At 67.1% G+C, this 18,059-nt stretch carries 21 protein-coding genes; 8 read left to right on the top strand and 13 right to left on the bottom strand.

What is annotated here, in order from left to right; all coding sequences use genetic code 11:
* A partial coding sequence (locus B3547_RS11550) for a Smr/MutS family protein (RefSeq protein ID WP_292963223.1) occupies positions 1 to 383 on the top strand: 383 nt, incomplete at its 5' end.
* Positions 384 to 408: 25 nt separating this feature from the next.
* Here the strand turns inward: B3547_RS11550 and dapE are convergent.
* From dapE to rpmH, 8 genes are all read right to left on the bottom strand, one after another.
* Entirely contained in the window at positions 409 to 1,533 is a 1,125-nt protein-coding gene (gene dapE / locus B3547_RS11545) for a succinyl-diaminopimelate desuccinylase (RefSeq protein WP_292963221.1), read from the bottom strand.
* Positions 1,534 to 1,587: 54 nt separating this feature from the next.
* A complete protein-coding gene (locus B3547_RS11540) occupies positions 1,588 to 2,268 on the bottom strand; it encodes a glutathione S-transferase family protein (RefSeq protein WP_136956455.1) in 681 nt (226 codons plus the stop codon).
* A gap of 206 nt (positions 2,269 to 2,474) precedes the next feature.
* Positions 2,475 to 3,059, bottom strand: a complete 585-nt coding sequence (locus tag B3547_RS11535; protein WP_124808142.1) for an outer membrane protein — start codon at positions 3,057 to 3,059, stop codon at positions 2,475 to 2,477.
* A gap of 269 nt (positions 3,060 to 3,328) precedes the next feature.
* On the bottom strand, positions 3,329 to 4,012 hold the full coding sequence (gene yihA / locus B3547_RS11530; RefSeq protein ID WP_124808141.1) for a ribosome biogenesis GTP-binding protein YihA/YsxC: 684 nt from the start codon (positions 4,010 to 4,012) through the stop codon (positions 3,329 to 3,331).
* Positions 4,009 to 5,790, bottom strand: coding sequence for a membrane protein insertase YidC (yidC, locus tag B3547_RS11525; RefSeq protein WP_124808140.1), 1,782 nt, complete (start codon positions 5,788 to 5,790; stop codon positions 4,009 to 4,011). The genes yihA and yidC overlap by 4 nt, the downstream gene beginning before the upstream one ends.
* Positions 5,791 to 5,867: 77 nt before the next feature.
* On the bottom strand, positions 5,868 to 6,080 hold the full coding sequence (yidD, locus tag B3547_RS11520) for a membrane protein insertion efficiency factor YidD (RefSeq protein WP_124808139.1): 213 nt from the start codon (positions 6,078 to 6,080) through the stop codon (positions 5,868 to 5,870).
* The gene (rnpA, locus tag B3547_RS11515) at positions 6,077 to 6,532 is read right to left on the bottom strand and encodes a ribonuclease P protein component (protein ID WP_349676487.1); all 456 of its coding nucleotides are present in this window, start codon (positions 6,530 to 6,532) and stop codon (positions 6,077 to 6,079) included. Before rnpA ends, yidD begins: the two co-directional genes overlap by 4 nt.
* A gap of 38 nt (positions 6,533 to 6,570) precedes the next feature.
* Positions 6,571 to 6,705 carry a 50S ribosomal protein L34 gene (gene rpmH, locus B3547_RS11510; protein WP_018075531.1) on the bottom strand — a complete coding sequence of 45 codons (135 nt, stop codon included), beginning with the start codon at positions 6,703 to 6,705 and terminating at the stop codon, positions 6,571 to 6,573.
* A gap of 205 nt (positions 6,706 to 6,910) precedes the next feature.
* On the opposite strand from rpmH, the gene B3547_RS11505 reads away from it, so the two are divergent.
* On the top strand, positions 6,911 to 8,260 hold the full coding sequence (locus B3547_RS11505) for a sensor histidine kinase (protein ID WP_292963214.1): 1,350 nt from the start codon (positions 6,911 to 6,913) through the stop codon (positions 8,258 to 8,260).
* A gap of 40 nt (positions 8,261 to 8,300) precedes the next feature.
* Here the strand turns inward: B3547_RS11505 and B3547_RS11500 are convergent, their stop codons facing one another.
* The 3 genes from B3547_RS11500 to B3547_RS11490 all read right to left on the bottom strand — a co-directional run bounded on the left by B3547_RS11500 (position 8,301) and on the right by B3547_RS11490 (position 12,381).
* Positions 8,301 to 10,613, bottom strand: a complete 2,313-nt coding sequence (locus B3547_RS11500; protein WP_125954054.1) for a CDC48 family AAA ATPase — start codon at positions 10,611 to 10,613, stop codon at positions 8,301 to 8,303.
* Positions 10,614 to 11,014: 401 nt separating this feature from the next.
* Positions 11,015 to 11,530 (bottom strand): COG3650 family protein, encoded by a 516-nt coding sequence (locus B3547_RS11495; RefSeq protein WP_292963211.1) that lies wholly within the window; start codon positions 11,528 to 11,530, stop codon positions 11,015 to 11,017.
* A gap of 71 nt (positions 11,531 to 11,601) precedes the next feature.
* Complete coding sequence (locus tag B3547_RS11490) at positions 11,602 to 12,381, bottom strand: universal stress protein (protein WP_292963209.1); 780 nt, start codon at positions 12,379 to 12,381, stop codon at positions 11,602 to 11,604.
* 171 nt (positions 12,382 to 12,552) lie between these two features.
* On the opposite strand from B3547_RS11490, the gene B3547_RS11485 reads away from it, so the two are divergent.
* Positions 12,553 to 13,200, top strand: coding sequence for an HAD-IA family hydrolase (locus tag B3547_RS11485; protein WP_292963207.1), 648 nt, complete (start codon positions 12,553 to 12,555; stop codon positions 13,198 to 13,200).
* Positions 13,201 to 13,206: 6 nt separating this feature from the next.
* Here B3547_RS11485 and B3547_RS11480 read toward each other — a convergent pair whose 3' ends face one another.
* Positions 13,207 to 14,079, bottom strand: a complete 873-nt coding sequence (locus B3547_RS11480) for a LysR family transcriptional regulator (RefSeq protein WP_125954164.1) — start codon at positions 14,077 to 14,079, stop codon at positions 13,207 to 13,209.
* Between the two features lie 91 nt (positions 14,080 to 14,170).
* On the opposite strand from B3547_RS11480, the gene B3547_RS11475 reads away from it, so the two are divergent.
* The 4 genes from B3547_RS11475 to B3547_RS11460 are packed head-to-tail and all read left to right on the top strand — an operon-like array spanning position 14,171 to position 16,774.
* Positions 14,171 to 14,881 (top strand): CoA transferase subunit A, encoded by a 711-nt coding sequence (locus B3547_RS11475; RefSeq protein WP_124808132.1) that lies wholly within the window; start codon positions 14,171 to 14,173, stop codon positions 14,879 to 14,881.
* Complete coding sequence (locus tag B3547_RS11470; protein WP_194918735.1) at positions 14,881 to 15,516, top strand: CoA transferase subunit B; 636 nt, start codon at positions 14,881 to 14,883, stop codon at positions 15,514 to 15,516. Before B3547_RS11475 ends, B3547_RS11470 begins: the two co-directional genes overlap by 1 nt.
* Before the next feature lie 12 nt (positions 15,517 to 15,528).
* On the top strand, positions 15,529 to 16,083 hold the full coding sequence (locus tag B3547_RS11465) for a glutathione peroxidase (RefSeq protein WP_292963202.1): 555 nt from the start codon (positions 15,529 to 15,531) through the stop codon (positions 16,081 to 16,083).
* Positions 16,084 to 16,090: 7 nt separating this feature from the next.
* Positions 16,091 to 16,774 (top strand): glutathione S-transferase, encoded by a 684-nt coding sequence (locus B3547_RS11460; RefSeq protein ID WP_292963200.1) that lies wholly within the window; start codon positions 16,091 to 16,093, stop codon positions 16,772 to 16,774.
* Positions 16,775 to 16,777: 3 nt separating this feature from the next.
* Here the strand turns inward: B3547_RS11460 and B3547_RS11455 are convergent, their stop codons facing one another.
* Positions 16,778 to 17,194: a DUF983 domain-containing protein gene (locus B3547_RS11455; protein ID WP_124808128.1), complete on the bottom strand. Its 417-nt coding sequence runs from the start codon at positions 17,192 to 17,194 to the stop codon at positions 16,778 to 16,780.
* Between the two features lie 194 nt (positions 17,195 to 17,388).
* Between B3547_RS11455 and B3547_RS11450 the strand changes: the two genes are divergently transcribed.
* Positions 17,389 to 18,057: a ferritin-like domain-containing protein gene (locus B3547_RS11450; RefSeq protein WP_194918742.1), complete on the top strand. Its 669-nt coding sequence runs from the start codon at positions 17,389 to 17,391 to the stop codon at positions 18,055 to 18,057.
* The last annotated feature ends 2 nt before the right edge of the window (positions 18,058 to 18,059 follow it).

Raw genomic sequence — 18,059 nt, 5'->3', positions numbered from 1 at the left:
CTCCCCCGCCGCCGACCCGCAACGGGCTCGATTCGAGCTGGGATCGCAAGCTGGCGCGCGGCACGATCGATCCGGACGTGACGATCGACCTGCACGGCATGGGGCTGGACGCGGCGCATGGCCGTCTCGTCAACGGCGTGGGGCAGGCGCTGGCGATGGGCGCGCGCGTGATCCTGCTGGTCGCGGGCAAGCACCGGCCGCGCGACGACCATGGCTTCCACAGCACCGACGGACGCGGCGAACGGCGCGGAGCGATCCGCGCCAAGCTGCTCGACTGGCTGGCGGCCAGCCCCTATGCCGACAGGATCGCCGCCGTCCGCCCCGCGCAACAGCGCCACGGCGGCAGCGGCGCGGTCTATATCGTCCTGCGCCGCGCGCGGTAAGGCCGTGGCCAGTCAGGTTCGGTAGTCAGGCCAGCGCCGCGCGCACCACGCGATCGTAGATGCGGGTCAGCACGGCCAGGTCTTCCATCGCCACCGCCTCGTCCGTCTTGTGCATCGTCGCGTTGCACAGGCCGAATTCGATCACCGGACAAACCGCGCGCAGGAACCGTGCATCCGATGTTCCCCCGCTGGTGGAAAGCTCGGGCGCAAGGCCGGTTTCCGCCGCGATCGCCTCGCTCAGCAGTGCCGAGAACGCGCCGGGCAGCGTGATGAAGCTCTCGCCCGAGATCACCGCATGAACTTCGACGCGGTGCCGTTCACCGATAGCGTTGACCCGGCCGACCAGTTGCTCGCCCGAATGGAGATCGTTGAACCGGATCGAGAGCCGCGCGGTGGCCTGCGCCGGGATGACATTGGTCGCCGGGTTGCCCACGGTGATGTCGGTGATTTCCAGGTTCGAAGGCTGGAACCAGTCGCTGCCCTGATCCAGCTCCAGCGCGTCCAGCTCGGCCAGCATCGCCACCAGGCGCGGGCAGGGATTGTCGGCGAGATGGGGATAGGCGACATGGCCTTGCGCCCCGCGCGCCGTCAGCCACAGGTTGACCGATCCGCGCCGGCCGATCTTCACCGTATCGCCCAGCCGGTGGACCGAGGTCGGTTCGCCCACCAGGCACAGATCGGGCTGGGCGCCCACCGCGCGCATGTGCTCGATCAGGGCCACGGTGCCGAAGCGCGCCGGGCCTTCCTCGTCACCGGTGATGATGAAGCTGATCGTGCCGGCCTCGGCCGGAATGGCGGATACCGCCGCCACCATCGCCGCAATCGAGCCTTTCATGTCCACCGCGCCGCGCCCGTACAGCAGATCGCCGCGCCGTTCCGCCACGAAAGGCGCGCTGCTCCAGCCCTCGCCCGGCGGCACTACGTCGACATGGCCCGCGAAGGCGAAGTGGCGGCTGCCCGGCGGCCCCTCGCGGATCGCGAAGAGGTTTTCCACCGGCCCGTCCGGCGGATCGCCAGCGATGAAGCGGTGCACCGCGAACCCCAGCGGTTCGAGCATCGCCTGAAGTGCATCGAACACCAGCCCGGCGGCCGGGGTGACGCTGGGGCATTCGATCAGGCGTTCGGCGAGAAGGACGGGATCGGTGGTCATCGACGCGGCCTTACGCGATGCCCACGCGCTTGGCGAGCCGGGAACCATCCGCAATCACGCGGCGGCGGAAGGCCCGTCGAACTGTTCGATCGTCCATTCCTCCTCGCTGGCGGCGGCCACCCAGGCCCGCACCCATTCGTGATCCCAGATCGCCTGCATATAGGCCACGGCGAAGCCGGGCACCGGCACGCCATAGCTGAGGAAGCGCGAGACGACCGGCGCGTAGATGATGTCAGCCGCGCTGAACGTGCCGAACAGGAACGGCCCCCCCTTGCCAAAACGCGCCCGCGCTTCGGCCCACAGGGTGAGGATGCGCACGATGTCCGCCCGCACCTCGTCGGTCACGGCCACGCCCTGCATCCGCTTGCGGATGTTCATCGGCAGTTGGCGGCGCAGCGGCAGGTAGCTGGAATGCATTTCGGCGACCATCGACCGCGCCATGGCCCGCGCATCATCCGCGCGGGGCCAGAACCGTTCGCGCCCCACCTTGTCGGCCAGGTATTCGATGATGGCCAGACTGTCCCACACCACCGCGCCATCCGGCCCGTCACCGTCCCACAGGATCGGCACCTTGCCCGACGAGGGCGCGAGATCCTCGGCCTTGCGGGCCTCGTCCCAGTCTTCGCCATAGAGCGGTACCGTGATTTCCTCGAACGCCAGGCCCGATTGCTTGCAGGCCAGCCAGCCCCGCAGCGACCAGCTCGAATAGTTCTTGTTCCCGATGATGAGCTTCATGGCCGCCCTTTCGCACCTGCGGAGGGCGTAACCGTTCATGCTGGGCCTGTCGAGCATGAACGGGCGAGCGGCCGACTGGCGCAATTGTGCCTTGCAAACAATCATAAAGCCGGGTCGCCCAGCGGCGCCCCGGCTTTATCACGCCCGCGAACCAGCCTTCGCGGGAAAGGCCCGGAAGCGCCCCGCAAGACACTTCCGGGAGGTGTTCAGAAGCGATAGGCCACGCCGGCCAGGACCTGATGACGATCCCACTTGCCGGTGCCCTGGCTCGCATCGTTGTAGCGGTATTCGAGCCGGGTCGAGAAATGCGGCGTCAGCGAGCGTTCCACGCCGCCACCGACGACCCATGCGTCACGGTCTTCGCCCGCGTTGACATTGGCCAGATAGGTGCGGGCGCGGATGCTGGAATAGCCGCCACGGGCATAGACCAGCGTCTTGTCGTTGACGAGGTAGCCCGCGCGGACGGTCAGATCGATCGAGCGCTTCGGATCGATGGTGACGCCCGGGCCATAGACGTTGTCCTGGATGCCCCAGTTGATGCCCGCCTCGGCGCCCACGACGACCTTCGGGTTGATCTTGTGGTCATAGCCGATGAAGCCGCCCAGCTCGAAGGAATCCTTCTTGCCGTTCACGCCCACGGCGCCGACATCGGTGTTGATCCCGCCGATCTTGTCCTGGTTCCAACCGGCCTGCACGCCCACGAAAGGCCCGTTGAAGGGTTCGGCCGAGGCCGGAGCGGCCAGCCCGATTGCCAGTGCGGAAGCCGCGGCGGAAACAAGAAAAGTCCTCATATTCAATCTCCTGCAAGACGAGGCGCGTAGCTCAGCGTCTCGGCGGCCCATGTAGTGCGGGCGCAGGCGATTGGGATTGGCATTAGGTCGAAGAAGATGTTCGACCTTTCCCGAACTTGACGGGTTTGCGACGAAGCCGGGATTGGCGGTCAACCCGGCGGAGCGCAGGAAAATCGTCTGCGCGTATTTTGCACCTGCCGCACCCGGGCGCGCGGGATCACCGCCGCGTGGCGCCGCCATGCGTGCCCCGTAGCACGCCAGACATGCGTTCAGATTTCGGAATCTTCCAGAACGGCCGCGCGCAGATCCTCGATGCCCAGCTTCAGCTCGGACGAGGTGACCAGCACTTGCGGGTAGGCGGCCGTGCGCTTGCGCGCCGCCGCCTGCGTATCGGCCAGCACTTGCGCCAGGTCGGTGGCCTTGATCTTGTCCGCCTTGGTCAGCACCACGCGATAACCCACGCCCGCCTCGTCGAGCATCTGCATCATCTCGTCATCGACCGGCTTCACGCCGTGGCGGCTGTCGATCAGCAGCAGCGTGCGCTTCAGCACCACCCGGCCACGCAGGTAATCGCGCACCAGCCGCCGCCATTGCTCCACCACCTTGGGCGGGGCCTTGGCGAAGCCGTAACCGGGCATGTCGACCAGCCGCAGGCGTGTGGGTTCGCCCACTTCGAAGAAGTTCAGTTCCTGCGTGCGGCCCGGCGTGACCGAGGTGCGCGCGATCGACTTGCGGCCGGTCAGCGCGTTGAGCAGCGAGGACTTGCCGACGTTGGACCGCCCGGCAAAGGCGATCTCCGGCACTTCGGGATCGGGCAGGAACTTGAGCGCCGGGGCGGACTTCAGGAAGTCCACCCGCCCGGCGAACAGCAACCGCGCGCGTTCCAGAAGGTCCGCGCGGGCTGCCTGCTCCTCGGGCGAGAGCGCGGGAGACGAGAGCGCGGGTTCGCTCACCGCGCCTTCGGCTTCTTGTCGCGCGCGGCGGCGCGGTCGATGTCCTGCTGGTCCTTCGACGCCTGCGCCTTCAACTGCGGGTGGCGGCTGTAGAGGTACTTCTGCTGTCCGATGGTGAGCAGGTTGGAGGTGATCCAGTAGATCAGCAGGCCCGCCGCGAACGGCGCCATCACGAACATCATGATCCACGGCATCATGCCCATGACCTGCTGCTGCGCCGGGTCCATCGCCGCCGGCTGGAGCTTGAACTGCAGCCACATGGTGATGCCGAGCAGGATCGCGAGGATGCCGATTCCCAGGAAGCTGGGCGGATCGAACGGCAGCAGGCCGAACAGGTTCAGCACGTGCAGCGGATCGGGCGAGGAAAGGTCCTTGATCCACAGCACGAACGGCTGGTGGCGCATTTCGATGGTCAGCACCAGCACCTTGTACAGCGCGAAGAACACCGGAATCTGCAGGAAGATCGGCAGGCAGCCGGCAAGCGGGTTGACGCCCTCCTGCTTGTACAGCGCCATCACTTCCTGCTGCTGCTTCTGCTTGTCGTCCTTGTAGCGTTCCTGGATCGCCTTCATCTTCGGCTGGATCGCGCGCATCGCCGCCATCGAGGCGAACTGGCGCTGCGCCACCGGGAACATCATGCCGCGCACGATCAGCGTGAGCAGGATGATCGCCACGCCAAAGTTGCCAACGGTGCGGAACAGCGCATCGAGCAGCCAGAAGATCGGCTTTTCGAACCAGCGGAACCAGCCCCAGTCGATCGACAGCGACAGGTTGGTGATCCCCGCCTTCTCATAGCGTTCGAGCGTGGCGTTTTCCTTGGCCCCGGCGAACAGGCGCACGGTCTGGCTGGCCTGCTGCCCCGCCGCGACGGTGACCGGGTTATAAAGCAGGTCGGCGCGGAACAGGCCATCGCCCAGCGCGCGGAAATCGCCCTGCGCCTGCGTGCCGCCATCGGGAATCAGCGCGGAGAGCCAGTAGATGTCGGTAAAGCCGATCCAGTTCGGCTTGCCCTTGGGCGTGACCGTGCCGGTGCCGATCACATCCTTGTAGTTGTTGCTGAAATCGACCGAACCATCGAACGCGCCGATCGGCCCGGAATGCACGTTCCAGGTATCGAGGCTGGCGGTGCGGTCGGTCCGGTTGACGAGCGCGAAGGGGCGCACCACCACCGGCGCGCCACCCGCGTTGGCCACCGTCTGCGTGGCCGTGACCATATAGGCATCGTCGATCGCGTAACGGATCGCGAAGGTCTGCCCCGTCGGGTTGGTCCACTTTAGCGTGACCGGGGTCTGCTGCGTCAGCTTCCGGCCATCCGCCTGCCAGACCGTGTTGGCATCAGGGGCCTGCACGCCCTGCCCGACCCAGCCGAATTGCGCGAAGTGCTGCGCCGGCGTGCCGGCGGGCGAGAACAGACGGACAGAGGCGCTGTCCTTGGCGATGGTCTCGCGATACTTGTTGAGCGTGAGGTCATCCAGCACACCGCCGACAAGGTTGATCGAGCCCTTGACGCCCGGCGCCTCGATCGCGACGCGCTGCGGCGAGGCAAGCGCAAGCTTGAGGTCCTGCTTTTCCAGCGCGACATCGGCGGGGTTGAGCAGGCCACCTTCGCGCGTCGGCTTGGCGGGCCGCGCATCCGCACCGGCCGGCGCCGGGGAAGCGCTGGCGCTGGCGACGGGCTTGGCAGGCTGCGGGAAGAAATACCGCGTGCCAAGATCCCAGCCGAGCAGCAGCAGGGCCGTGAGCGCCACCGCCCAGATCAGATTGCGCTGATTTTCCACTCTGCCTCGCGTTCTTGTCTTTGCTTGCCTTGCAGGAAGATGCCCGGTGGACCATGCGACCGCCGGAACATCGCGTCTCAGGGCACCGGATCGTAGCCGTGGCCGCCCCAAGGGTGGCAGCGCAATAGCCGCTTCGTCGCCAGCCAGCCACCCCTAATCGCGCCGTGCTTCTCGACCGCCTCGATCGCGTATTGCGAGCAGGACGGCATGTAGCGGCAGGAGGGCGGAAGCACCCGCGAAGGGCCAAGCTGCCAGCCCCGCGCGATCAGGATGAGCAGGCGTTTCATCATGGCCGGCGCTCTTTGCCGCCCGTTGCCTTGCCGCCCGTTGCCGCGCCGTCTGCCGCCTTGCCGCCGCGGGAGCGCCGGCGTGGCGGATCGCCCTTGCCGGCGGCGGCCCGTGCCAGCGCCTGCGCCAGTTCCCGCCGAAGCAGCGCGAAATCCCGCTCGACCCCGCCTTCGCGGCCGATCAGCACGTGGTCCGCGCCGGGCACACCAATGGCCGGGAGCGCGTCGCGCAGCAGTTCACGGAACCGGCGCTTCATGCGGTTGCGGACCACCGCGTTGCCGATCTTCTTGGTGACCGTAACGCCGAACCGCATCGCCCCTTCGGGGTGCGAAACGGGGTTCACCAACAGCACGAATCCGGGCCTTGCGACCCGGATTCCGCGATTGGCTGCCAGGAAATCCGCACGCTTCGCCAGCGTGGCGGGCTGCTTGCGCGGAATAGCCGGACCGGGCACGTCAGCCCGGATGCCGTCCGCGCAAGTCCGGTCGGCGATCAGGCCGAAAGGTTCTTGCGGCCGCGGGCGCGGCGCGCGCGCAGCACCTTGCGACCACCGACAGTGGCGGTGCGGGCGCGGAAACCGTGACGGCGGGCACGCACGAGGCGGCTGGGCTGGAAAGTGCGCTTCATCGCTAAACTCTTCTCGCTCGAATCTGCAAAAGGACACCGCCGCCGCAAGCGACGGGCCGGAATCAGAGGGCGGCCGATACGCAAGCATGGCCCGCGCGTCAAGCATTCCCGCGCATCATGGCCGCTGACGGCGCCATCCATGGCCCGCCCCATCAGCCGCATGGCCGCTATTGTAGCGCCATCCGCGTTCCGTTAGGCCCTGTCCATGGGTTCAGCGCCAAATCCCCAAACCGCCCCGATCGGCATCACCTCCCCGCCGGGCGGCGGCAGATGGCGCCGCAATGCGCCGCGCACGTCGGTCTTCGCCTTGTTCGGCGTGGTCGCACTGGCGCTTCTGGGCGCTTTCGTCCTGATCTTCGCGACCGTGGAGGCGGAACGGATCCAGCGCAGCCAGGCCGCGCGCACTTCGGCCGTTCTGGTCGCCCTCAATGGCGTCGTGGGTGCCACGCTCAACGGAGAAACGGCCCAGCGCGGCTATTTCATCACGTATGACAAGCGCTACCTCGCCCCCTACTGGCGCGGACAGAAGGCCTACGAGACGGAGATCGCGCGGGTGCGGTCCAGCCTCGGGGCAGAGGCCACGCAACAGCAGACGGAACTGGTCGACGAGATCGAGCGGCTGGGCGACGCGAAGTGGGCCGAAATGGGCGCGACGGTGACGCTGGTGGCCAGAGGCGAGATCGCCGCGGCGCATGCCCGCATTCTCAGCGACGAAGGGCAACTCGCCATGGACGGGCTGCGCGAGGCGGTCGGACGCCTGGAGACGGTGGAGCGCGCGAGGCTGGCGGACGCCAGCCACCGCGCCGCGCGCACCGAAGCGCGGATCGTGCCGCTGCTGTCGCTGCTGTTCGCGGTGATCGTCTGCGCGCTGGCGCTGGGTCTGTGGCAGACGGTGCGCATGAGCCGCGCCGAGGCCGCCGCCGCCAATGCCGAAGCGATCGCGGAGGCGCGTGACCGTGCCGACCTGCTCGCCAAGGAACTGAACCATCGCGTCAAGAACCTGTTCGCGGTGATTCTGGCGGTGGTGAAGATGTCGGCGCGGGGCGATACCGCTGCCGCGCCCGCGGTGGACCGGATCAGCAAGCGCATCCATGCCCTCGTCACCGCGCACGACGTGACACAGGGTGGCGACGGCGCGGAGGCCGATTCGCGGGTCGACCTGGCCGACCTGATCGGCAAGACGATCGCGCCCTACCGTTCCTCTGGCGAACGCTGCGTGCTCGATGGTCCGGCGCTGGCCATCGACGGGCGGCACGCCATGCCGCTGGGCCTGGTGCTGCACGAAATGGTGACCAATGCGGTCAAGTACGGCGCATGGGCCCGCGCGGGGGGGCTGCTGGAAGTTCGCTGGCAGGATGTGGACGGCCGCGTGCGGCTGGTCTGGCGCGAGGAAAGCGAGAACGCCCCGCCGCCGCCCGAAGGCGGCAAGCCGGAACGCGAAGGCTTTGGATCGATGCTGATGCGCAGCTCGGCCCGCCAGCTCGGTGGCACCATCGAACGCCGCTTCGAGACGGCCGGCATCGTGATCGAGATCGACTTCCCCAGGGTGGGCTGACAGGAACGGCTTCCCCAACCCGGGGAAGCCGTCCTTCCGGTTACCGGTGCTTGGCCTCGCGCGTCGACTGCACCATGCCGGGCGTGATGAAGCCCAGCGGCCCGGGTTCCATCGCGCGCTTCTTCAGTTCGCCTTTCATCCGGGCGTAGTCTTCCTCCATTTCCGGCGTCACCGTGGCGCGCGAATGTTCGAGCGCATCGGCGAAATCGGCGGCATTGACCGTTTCCACCCCGCCGCCCGCGCGGCGAATGGCGTTCAGGCCGGCGCGGCGCACCACGTCTTCCAGATCGGCGCCGGTGAAGCGCTCGGTCTCCGCCGCGATGCGATCGAGATCGACATCGCCGGCCAGCGGCATCGCCTTGGTGTGGATGCGCAGGATGCGCGCCCGCCCCTCGGCGCTGGGCGTGCCGACATAGACCAGCTCGTCGAAACGGCCGGGGCGCAGCAACGCCGGATCGACCAGGTTGGGCCGATTGGTGGCGCCGATCAGCACCACCGACTGCAATTCCTCCAGACCGTCCATCTCCGCCAGGATGGTATTGACCACGCGCGCCGTCACCTGCGGTTCACCCACCCCGGTGCCGCGCGCGGGAACCAGGCTGTCGATCTCGTCGATGAACACCACGCAGGGCGCCACCTGCCGCGCGCGGGCAAACAGCTTGGCGATCTGCTGTTCGCTTTCGCCGTACCACTTGCTGAGCAGGTCGGAGGACTTGATGGCGATGAAGTTCGCCTCCGCCTCCTTGGCCACCGCCTTGGCCAGCAGCGTCTTGCCGGTGCCCGGCGGGCCATAGAGCAGGAAGCCCTTGGCCGGCCGGATGCCGAGGCGGTGGAACGCTTCGGGCGTCTTCAGCGGGAGTTCCACGCCTTCGCGCAGCTTGTCCTGCGCCTCGTCGAGCCCACCGATGTCGCTCCAGCCGATCGTGGGCGCCTGCACCATGACCTCGCGCATCGCGCTCGGCTGCACGCGCTTGAGCGCCTGGACGAAATCGTCGCGCTCCACGCGCAGCGCATCGAGCACTTCGGGCGGGATCGTCTGCTGGTCGAAATCGAGCCGGGGCATGATCCGGCGCACTGCCTCGATCGCCGCCTCGCGCGCCAGCGCGGCAAGGTCGGCGCCGACAAAGCCGTGCGTGGTCCGCGCCAGTTCGCGCAGGTCGACATCCTCCGCCAGCGGCATGCCGCGGGTGTGGATGCCCAGGATCTCCCGCCGGCCGCTCTCGTCGGGCACGCCGACCACGATCTCGCGGTCGAACCGGCCGGGCCGGCGCAGCGCCTCGTCGATCGCGTCGGGCCGGTTGGTCGCGGCGATGACGACGAGGTTGGACCGCGCCTGCAGCCCGTCCATCAGCGTCAGCAACTGCGCGACCAGCCGCTTCTCCGCCTCGCCATGCACTTCGCTACGCTTGGGCGCGATCGAATCGATCTCGTCGATGAAGATGATCGAGGGCGCGTTCTTGGTCGCCTCCTCGAACACCTCGCGCAGGTGCTTCTCGCTCTCGCCATAGGCCGAACCCATGATTTCCGGGCCGTTGATGGTGAAGAAGCTGGCGTCGCTTTCGTTGGCGACGGCGCGTGCAAGCCGGGTCTTGCCGGTGCCCGGCGGGCCATGCAGCAGCACGCCCTTCGGCGGATCGACGCCCAGCCGCGTGAACAGTTCGGGATAGCGCAGCGGCAGTTCCACCATCTCGCGCAGCTGGCGGATGGTATCGCCCATGCCGCCCACGTCATCGTAGTTCACGTCGGCGCGGCTGCTGCGCGGTTCCTCGTATTCGGCGCGCAGTTCGACTTCGGTGTTCTCGTCGATGTGGACCACGCCCTTGGGCACGGTCGACACCACGGTGAGGCGGATCTGCGTGAGCGCGAAGGCCGGCGCGTTGAGCATCTGGCGCAGCTGCGGCGGCATGTCGCCCCGGTTGACCTGCTGCTGCCCCGCCGTGGCGACGAGATCCCCGGTCACCAGCGGCCGACCGGCGAAATTGCGCTTGAGCGCGATGGCCGGCCCCTGCAGCCGCAGATCGCGCTGCGCCGGGGCAAAGACCACGCGCTGCGCCGGACGCGTTTCGATCTTGCGCACTTCGACGTGTTCGCCCGAACCAACATCGGCATTGGCACGCTGCAGCCCGTCAAGCCGGATCACTTCCAGCCCCTCGTCTTCGGGATACGGCAGTATCGCCCGCGCGGCCGTGCTGCGCTTGCCGGTTATCTCGATGACGTCGCCTTCGGTCACGCCGAGCTGGCCCATGACCGCGCGGCTGATCCGCGCGATGCCGTGGCCGCTTTCCTCCTGCCGGGCTCCGGCGACCTGAAGCCGCACGACCCTGGTGTCCTCGCGTGTCGCTATATCCGCCATGGCCCCTTTCCGTCCGAAACATTGCCTGATCCAGAGCTAGGAACCGGGCGATGCTTTTTCAAACGTCGAACGGAAGAAACGGTTGCAGGAAAAGCAACCGAAAGCCGGCGCACGCCCAAAGCGCCACCGCCGGGCGTGTCACGAGGACAAGAAAAAGCCCGACCGTTACCGACCGGGCTGAAAAGTTTTGGGAGAGGATGCCTGAAAGGCAGCTTTCGTATGCCTAGCAAACAAAAATTGTGCAAGTGCGAAACAGTCAACTGTGATTGCAAAAACTGCAATATAACTGTTTTCCATAAGCTTTCCTGAGCGCTCTCCGTAACTATGCGTAGCAAACGCGTGTCATTTCGGGAGCAAAAAGACCGCCGCCCGCCGCGATGCTGCAATGCAACCGCAACCGGTCAGCGCCCGCGCGCGCAACCCCGCTCGATGTCCGGCCCGATCTCGCGCGTCACCGCGTAAGGGTACACGCGATCGGACATGCCATCGCTGCATGGCCCGGCGACGATGCGCAGGGTCAGCGGCTTGCCGTCGAGCGTGCCGGCAAATTCGACGAAATCAGGCCCGGCGCGCCGGGCTACGGTGATTTTCGCGCCGGCCGGGAAATCCGGCGTGGAATACGTCAGGGCCGTGCCGTCGATGTCCGCCCCCCAGAACGGTTCGGTGCCGGTGGCGCGCAGCCGGGCGGGCAAGGCCAGCGTATCGGCCGCAACAGTCCCGGCATGGCCCGGACCGGAACGGGGTGACTCGACCGCGACAGAGGGCGATGCCACGATGGCGATGGCCGCATCGGTTGCACCGCCCTGGCCGGTATCGTCTTCGGGCTCTGGCGCGGCATTCCGGCAACCCGTAACCAGCGCGCCGGCCAGCCCCGTCAGCACCAATGCCCTGAAGATGCGCCGCACGGACACGATCATGGTTTCCCGACCACTTGCAGAAAGGCCGGAAACCTAGCCGCAATGCCTCGGGCGCGCCAGTCGGCCGGCGATCAATGCGCCAGAAGCAATGGAATCAGCGACCGGTCGAGCAGGGCGCGCGAAACCCCGCCCAGCAACAGTTCGCGCAACCGGCTGTGTCCGAACACCCCCATCACGATGAGTCCGGCGCCCAGTTTGCGCGCCGTCTCCTCGATCGTGGCCGCGATCGTCCCCTTGGGCTCCACCGCGTGAACCTCGGCGGTCACGCCATGCCGCGAAAGGTAGCGCGCCGCATCGGCGGCGGGGAAATCCTCCGATTTCTCCCGCACGGTAACGATGTGGACCTGGCTGGCCAGCCGCAGCAGCGGCAACGACGCACGCAGCGCGTTCGCCGCCTCATGGCCGCCATCCCATGCCACGACAGCCGGACCATCGAACACGAGCATCGGCACGCCCTTGGGCAGGGCCAGAACCGGGCTGCGCACGCCGACGGCGATTTCTTCAAGCGCCGGCTCGTCCAGACTGGCCACTATGACATCGGTAAAGCGCGATGCCGCGGCGACGCCTTCCACGCGGCCATTGTCGACGATTTCCACGTCGAAAGGCACGTCCTGCGGCGCGAGGCGCGCCTCGAGATCGGCCGCGCGCCTTTCATCCGCCTCCCGCACCTCGGCGATGGCGGCGGCGGAAAGGGTGGCACCGCCGAACGGTTCCCACACGGCCATCTGGGCAAACGGCGTGGCGATCTGGAACGTGACGTGCCCGTTCACCACACGGGCCAGGGCCAGCGCTGTTTCGACCCGGTCGTCCAGCGTGGACGACGAATCGACGGGGCAAAGAATGGAGCGCATAGGGATCCTCCTTCAGTGTTGCCTTGTGACTCGCAGCATCGGCCCGCCCGCGCCATGATCCAAGTCAAATCGGATCGATGCGGCGCCGCTTGCCGTGCGGCGCGTGCGCGTCCATGGTCCCGCCGCAAACCCCGAGCAGGGGCCCGGGACAGGGTACATGAGGGAGCAGGCATGGCGTTTCGCGCGGTTATCTTCGATTTTGGCGGCGTCATCACGTCCTCCCCTTTCGAGGCGTTCAACAGGCTGGAGACCGAACGCGGGTTGCCGGCGAACCTGGTCCGCAAAATCAACGCGACCAATCCCGACAGCAACGCCTGGGCGCTGTTCGAGCGCTCGGAGATCGATGCAGCCCGCTTTGACGCGCTGTTTGCCGCCGAAGCGCGTGCGCTGGGGCATGATCTGGAAGGCAGCGCGGTGCTGGCGGTGCTGGCGGGCGCGGTCCGCCCGGCAATGGTCGCCGCGCTCGATCGCATCAAGGCGGCCGGCTATCGCCTGGCCTGCATCACCAACAACGTGCCGGCCGGCCACGGCGCCGGCATGGCGCGCAGCGCCGACGGCAACGACGAGCTGGAACGGATCTTCGCCCGGTTCGAACATGTGATCGAAAGCAGCAAGGCCGGCGTGCGCAAGCCCGATCCGCGCATATACCGCATGATGTGCGAGAAGCTGGGCCTGGAACCGGCGGACTGCATCTACCTCGATGACCTGGGCATAAACTGCAAACCCGCCGCCGCGCTGGGAATGCACGCGATCAAGGTGACGGGCGAGGCGCAGGCGCTGGCGGACCTCTCCACCGCGCTGGGGATGGACCTGGGCTGATACGGTTCAGCCTTCGATCCTCAGGGCGCCCGCGCGGCGATAGAGTTCCAGGATCACCGGGTCCTGTTCGGTCGCGCGGATCGCCGCCTCGAAGCGGATCGTCCGGCGCGGGCGCGGCAGCACTTCCACCAGCGTTCCCGCCGCCATTTCGGCGCGCACCATCGTTTCCGGCAGCACCGCCGCGCCACCGCCGCCCGCCACGATCTCCATCAGCATCCGCACGTTGTTGCAGGTGTTGATCGAAGAAGCCTGCACGCGCTGTTCCGCCAGCGTGGCCATGGTCACCGCGTGGAGCGGCGAATGCGCGGGCACCGACCATACCGGCAGCGGCCGCGCGAACCCGCCCTGGGCGACCGTCCCCGGACTCGCCAGCCAGACCAGCCCCACCGACCCGATCCCGCAGGTCCGGATGCCGGGATTTTCCACCGGCCCGGCCAGGAAGGCAATGTCGGTGGTGCCGGCCAGCACCTGCTGCAGCATCCGCGCGGTCAGGTCGATCTCGATCTCCAGCGTCACGCCGGGCAGGTCGCGCTCGATCTGCTGAACGAAGCCGGGCAGACAGCTGGCCGCCGCGATCTCCCCCGCGCCGATCCGCACCACGCCGCTGGCCCCGGCAAAGTCGCTGGCCTTGAGCAACGCGCGTTCGAAGCCCGCCCACAGTGGCTCGCAATCGCGCACCAGTTCGCGCCCGCGCGCGGTCAGCACCATGCGCCGGCCTTCGCGCTGGAAGATTGCGATGCCGAGCTGATCCTCCAGCTCGCGCACCCGCGCGCTGATCGCCGGCTGCGTGGTGTTGAGCCGCTCCGCCGCCGCGCGGAACGTGCCCAGCCGCGCGATCCACAACAGGGTTTCCAGATGGTAGATGGCGATACGTTTCATAGCCATTGTTTATCATAAAACATAAAAAAGTATCGCTATTTACAATTGATCTTTGCCGTTAGGATCGCGCGCGGAAAAGGGAGAGACCCGGATGTCCAAGAAGCTCTATCCCGATGCGGCAGCGGCGCTCGACGGCCTGTTGCGCGACGGCCTGCTCATCACCTGCGGTGGCTTCGGCCTGTGCGGCGTGCCCGAACGCCTGCTCGACGCGGTGCGCGATTCGGGCGTGAAGGACCTGACCTTCGCCAGCAACAACGCCGGCATCGACAACGAAGGCATCGGCAAGCTGCTGCGCACGCGGCAGGTGAAGAAGATGATCTCGTCCTACGTGGGCGAGAACAAGGAATTCGAACGCCAGTACCTTTCGGGCGAGCTGGAAGTGGAATTCTGCCCGCAGGGCACGCTGGCCGAGCGGATGCGCGCCGGCGGCGCGGGCATTCCGGGCTTCTACACCAAGACCGGCGTCGGCACGCTGGTGGCCGAAGGCAAGGAAGTGAAGGTCTTCAATGGCGAGGAATATATCCTCGAACAGGGCATCTTCGCCGATCTGGCGCTGGTGAAGGCGTGGAAGGCCGACGAGAGCGGCAACGTGGTGTTCCGCAAGACCGCGCGCAATTTCAACGTGCCCGCCGCCACCGCCGGCAAGGTCTGCGTGGTGGAAGTGGAGGAAGTGGTGCCCACCGGCAGCCTCGATCCCGACGCGATCCACCTGCCGGGCGTTTACGTCCAGCGCATGATCGTGGGCGCGCCCTACGACAAGAAGATCGAATTCCGCACCGTGCGTGCAAGGGAGACCGCGTGATGGCTTGGACCCGCGACGAAATGGCCGCCCGCGCGGCCAAGGAACTGCAGGACGGGTTCTACGTGAACCTGGGCATCGGCATCCCGACGCTGGTGGCGAACCACATTCCCGCCGGCATGGAAGTGACGCTCCAGTCCGAGAACGGGATGCTGGGCATCGGCCCCTTCCCCTATGAGGACGAAGTGGACGCCGACCTGATCAACGCAGGCAAGCAGACGATCAGCGAACTGCCCCAGTCCGCCTATTTCGACAGCGCGCAAAGCTTCGCCATGATCCGGGGCGGGCATATCGACCTGACCGTGCTGGGCGCGATGGAAGTGGCCGAAAACGGCGACATCGCCAACTGGATGGTCCCCGGCAAGATGATCAAGGGCATGGGCGGCGCGATGGATCTCGTCGCCGGCGTGAAGAAGATCATCGTCGTCATGGAGCATTGCGCCAAGGACGGCAGCCCCAAGTTCATCCCGGCCTGCACGCTGCCGCTGACCGGCCGAAACGTGGTGGACATGGTGGTGACCGACCTGGCCGTGTTCCAGCGCCCGGACCACGCATCGCCGTTCCGCCTGATCGAGCTTGCGCCCGGCGTGACGGCGGACGACGTTCGTGCAAAGACGACGGCGCACTATATCGAATAAGGGACGAATCACATGAGCGCCGAACTCGCCGCGATCCCGCTGACCCGCATCGACGGCCAGCCCGATACCCTGGCCAACCATGCCGGCAACGTCCTGCTGGTGGTGAACGTGGCGTCGAAGTGCGGGCTGACCCCGCAGTACGAGGCGCTGGAGGCGCTCTACGAGGCCCGCCGGGATGCGGGTTTCGAGGTGCTGGGATTTCCGGCCAACGATTTCGGCGCGCAGGAACCCGGCACGCACGAGGAAATCGCCGCGTTCTGTTCGCTGAACTATGGCGTGACCTTCCCGCTTTTTGCCAAGGCGGACGTGACGGGACCGGGCAAGCAGCCGCTCTATGCCGCGCTGACGCAGGCGCAGCCCGCCAAGACCGGCCCGGCCGCCGAATTCCGCGAACGGCTGAAGGGCTATGGCATGACGCCTACCGAGGACCCGGAAGTGCTGTGGAACTTCGAGAAGTTCGTGATCGCGCGCGACGGGAGCGTGGTTGCCCGCTTTGCCCCGGCGGTGACGCCCGACGATCCGGCCCTGACAGCGGTGATCGAGGCGGAACTGGCCAAGCCCGCCTGAGGTTCGCATGTCCTACACGCTGATCACCGCCAACCGGAACTATTCCAGCTGGTCGCTGCGGCCCTGGCTATTGATGAAGGCGCTCGGCATTCCCTTCGCGGAACGGTTCGAGCCCTTCACCAAACCCAGCAATTACGACGAGTTCCGGGCCTTTTCGCCGACGGGCCAGGTGCCGGTATTGATCGACGGCGAACGCACGGTGTGGGATTCGCTGGGCATCGCGCTGTACCTGGCGGACCGCCACCCCGGCGTGTGGCCGGCGGATGAGGCGGCGCGCGCCTTTGCCCAGGGCATCGTCGCGGAAATGCACGGCGGCTTCAGCGCGCTGCGCAACGATTGCACGATGAACGTGGGCGTGCGGGTAAAGCCGCGCCCGATGTCGGCGGCGCTGCTGCGCGACGTGGCGCGGGTGGCCGAGATCTTCACGCAGGGGCTCGACCGCTTCGGCGGCCCGTGGCTGGCGGGCGAGGCTTTCAGTGCGGCGGACGCCTTCTTCGCGCCGGTCGCCTTCCGCGTGCGGACCTATGGCCTTGACGTCGGCCGAGGGCAGGCCTGGGTCGATCAGGTGCTGGCGCATCCCGCCATGCGGGACTGGGAACGGCAGGCGCTGGCCGAAACCTGGCGCGAGGCGGGCCATGAAGCGGAGCTCGCTGCCGCCGGCGAGATCATCGCCGACTACCGCAAGGCCTGAGGCCTATTCGCCGCGTTCCTCGCGCTCGCGCGCGTTGAGCTTTGCCCACAGGCCCTCGGTGCCCGCTTCCACCGCCTTGTTCACGTATTGGGAGGCGGCCAGCCAGCCCTTGAACGGGCGCAACGTGGCAAGGCAGCCGATGGCGAGGACCGGCACCGAGGTCAGCACGTGGACCCACCACGGCGGATCGTAGGCGACTTGCACCCACACGACCAGGAACGTCAACGGAAACGCGGTGATGCACAACGCGAAGAAGGCCGGGCCATCGTCCGTGTTGGCGAAGCTGTAATCCAGCCCGCAGCTTTCGCAGCGGTCCGCCAGCTTCAGCCAGCCCTTGAACATGTGCCCCTTGCCGCAGCGGGGGCAACGCCCTTCCCAGCCGGATTTGAGAATCCAGCGAAACTTGTCGTTTTCGGCCATCGTCCGTGCTTCCTGCCTCGTTTATCTTATTGTTTATCTTGTTCGGCGCGACATCCGCGTCGCGCGGTCGGCACGGTTGGACCATGCTTCGGCCACATCGCATATAGAGCCCTTCAAGAGCGGCGTAAGCCCCTGGGACAATCTGTCCTATCGGCAACTGGTGGAACCGGCTGCTCCGTGCGACATTGGTCTGCATGATCCACGCCATCACCCACGCTTTTCGTGCGCGCTTCCTGGACGTGCTGGCGTCGATCTACCTCTACAACGAACATCGCGGCTACACCGCGCTCGACCGGGTGCTGGAAGCGGTGCGCGTGCAATGCCCGGACGATCCGGCCTTCATTGACGCGATAGAGAAACACCGCGCGGACGAACGCAAACACTATGTCATGTTCCGGCGCTGGTTCGATTTGCAGGGCCGCATGCCGCTGGCGGTCGGTCGGTCGTGCGGCCACATCGACCGGTTCATCGAACGCGTGTTCGGCTGCCCGATCGACGCGCTCGACACCGCCATGATTGCGGCCGACCGGCGCGCCTTCGCGCAGCTCTGCCGGGTGATCATGCTGACCGAACAGCGCGGGATGCGCCAGGTGGAGGTGCTGCTGCGCAACCGCCAGGTCCTTTCCGACCGCGCAATGACGCGGATCTTTCGCGTGGTCGAAAAGGACGAACCGGACCACTGGATACCCTATCGCGACTGGCTGGCGCGCCATGGCGGCACGGCCACGCGCTGGCGCGAGCGCTGGACGGACTATGCGATCCACAAGTCGCTGATGCTGGTCAAGCTGCCGCTGTTGTTCGTGCGACGGAGCACGCCCCGGTTGACGCGCTGGCCCGATGCCGACGAACGGTCCGGCGCGTAACG

Origin of the sequence: Novosphingobium sp. UBA1939 (assembly GCF_002336885.1) — a bacterium.
In the GTDB taxonomy this organism is placed as follows: Bacteria; Pseudomonadota; Alphaproteobacteria; order Sphingomonadales; family Sphingomonadaceae; genus Novosphingobium.
This window is presented reverse-complemented; position numbering and strand designations above follow the sequence as displayed.

Coding starts and splice junctions, on each gene's coding strand:
- dapE (WP_292963221.1), bottom strand. CDS start 1,533: ATGACCACCGATCCCGTCCTTCTCGCCGAACGCCTGATCGAATGCCCC.
- B3547_RS11540 (WP_136956455.1), bottom strand. CDS start 2,268: ATGAAGCTCATCATCGGGAACAAGAACTATTCGAGCTGGTCGCTGCGG.
- B3547_RS11535 (WP_124808142.1), bottom strand. CDS start 3,059: ATGAGGACTTTTCTTGTTTCCGCCGCGGCTTCCGCACTGGCAATCGGG.
- yidD (WP_124808139.1), bottom strand. CDS start 6,080: ATGATGAAACGCCTGCTCATCCTGATCGCGCGGGGCTGGCAGCTTGGC.
- rpmH (WP_018075531.1), bottom strand. CDS start 6,705: ATGAAGCGCACTTTCCAGCCCAGCCGCCTCGTGCGTGCCCGCCGTCAC.
- B3547_RS11505 (WP_292963214.1), top strand. CDS start 6,911: ATGGGTTCAGCGCCAAATCCCCAAACCGCCCCGATCGGCATCACCTCC.
- B3547_RS11500 (WP_125954054.1), bottom strand. CDS start 10,613: ATGGCGGATATAGCGACACGCGAGGACACCAGGGTCGTGCGGCTTCAG.
- B3547_RS11495 (WP_292963211.1), bottom strand. CDS start 11,530: ATGATCGTGTCCGTGCGGCGCATCTTCAGGGCATTGGTGCTGACGGGG.
- B3547_RS11490 (WP_292963209.1), bottom strand. CDS start 12,381: ATGCGCTCCATTCTTTGCCCCGTCGATTCGTCGTCCACGCTGGACGAC.
- B3547_RS11485 (WP_292963207.1), top strand. CDS start 12,553: ATGGCGTTTCGCGCGGTTATCTTCGATTTTGGCGGCGTCATCACGTCC.
- B3547_RS11480 (WP_125954164.1), bottom strand. CDS start 14,079: ATGAAACGTATCGCCATCTACCATCTGGAAACCCTGTTGTGGATCGCG.
- B3547_RS11475 (WP_124808132.1), top strand. CDS start 14,171: ATGTCCAAGAAGCTCTATCCCGATGCGGCAGCGGCGCTCGACGGCCTG.
- B3547_RS11470 (WP_194918735.1), top strand. CDS start 14,881: ATGGCTTGGACCCGCGACGAAATGGCCGCCCGCGCGGCCAAGGAACTG.
- B3547_RS11465 (WP_292963202.1), top strand. CDS start 15,529: ATGAGCGCCGAACTCGCCGCGATCCCGCTGACCCGCATCGACGGCCAG.
- B3547_RS11460 (WP_292963200.1), top strand. CDS start 16,091: ATGTCCTACACGCTGATCACCGCCAACCGGAACTATTCCAGCTGGTCG.
- B3547_RS11455 (WP_124808128.1), bottom strand. CDS start 17,194: ATGGCCGAAAACGACAAGTTTCGCTGGATTCTCAAATCCGGCTGGGAA.
- B3547_RS11450 (WP_194918742.1), top strand. CDS start 17,389: ATGATCCACGCCATCACCCACGCTTTTCGTGCGCGCTTCCTGGACGTG.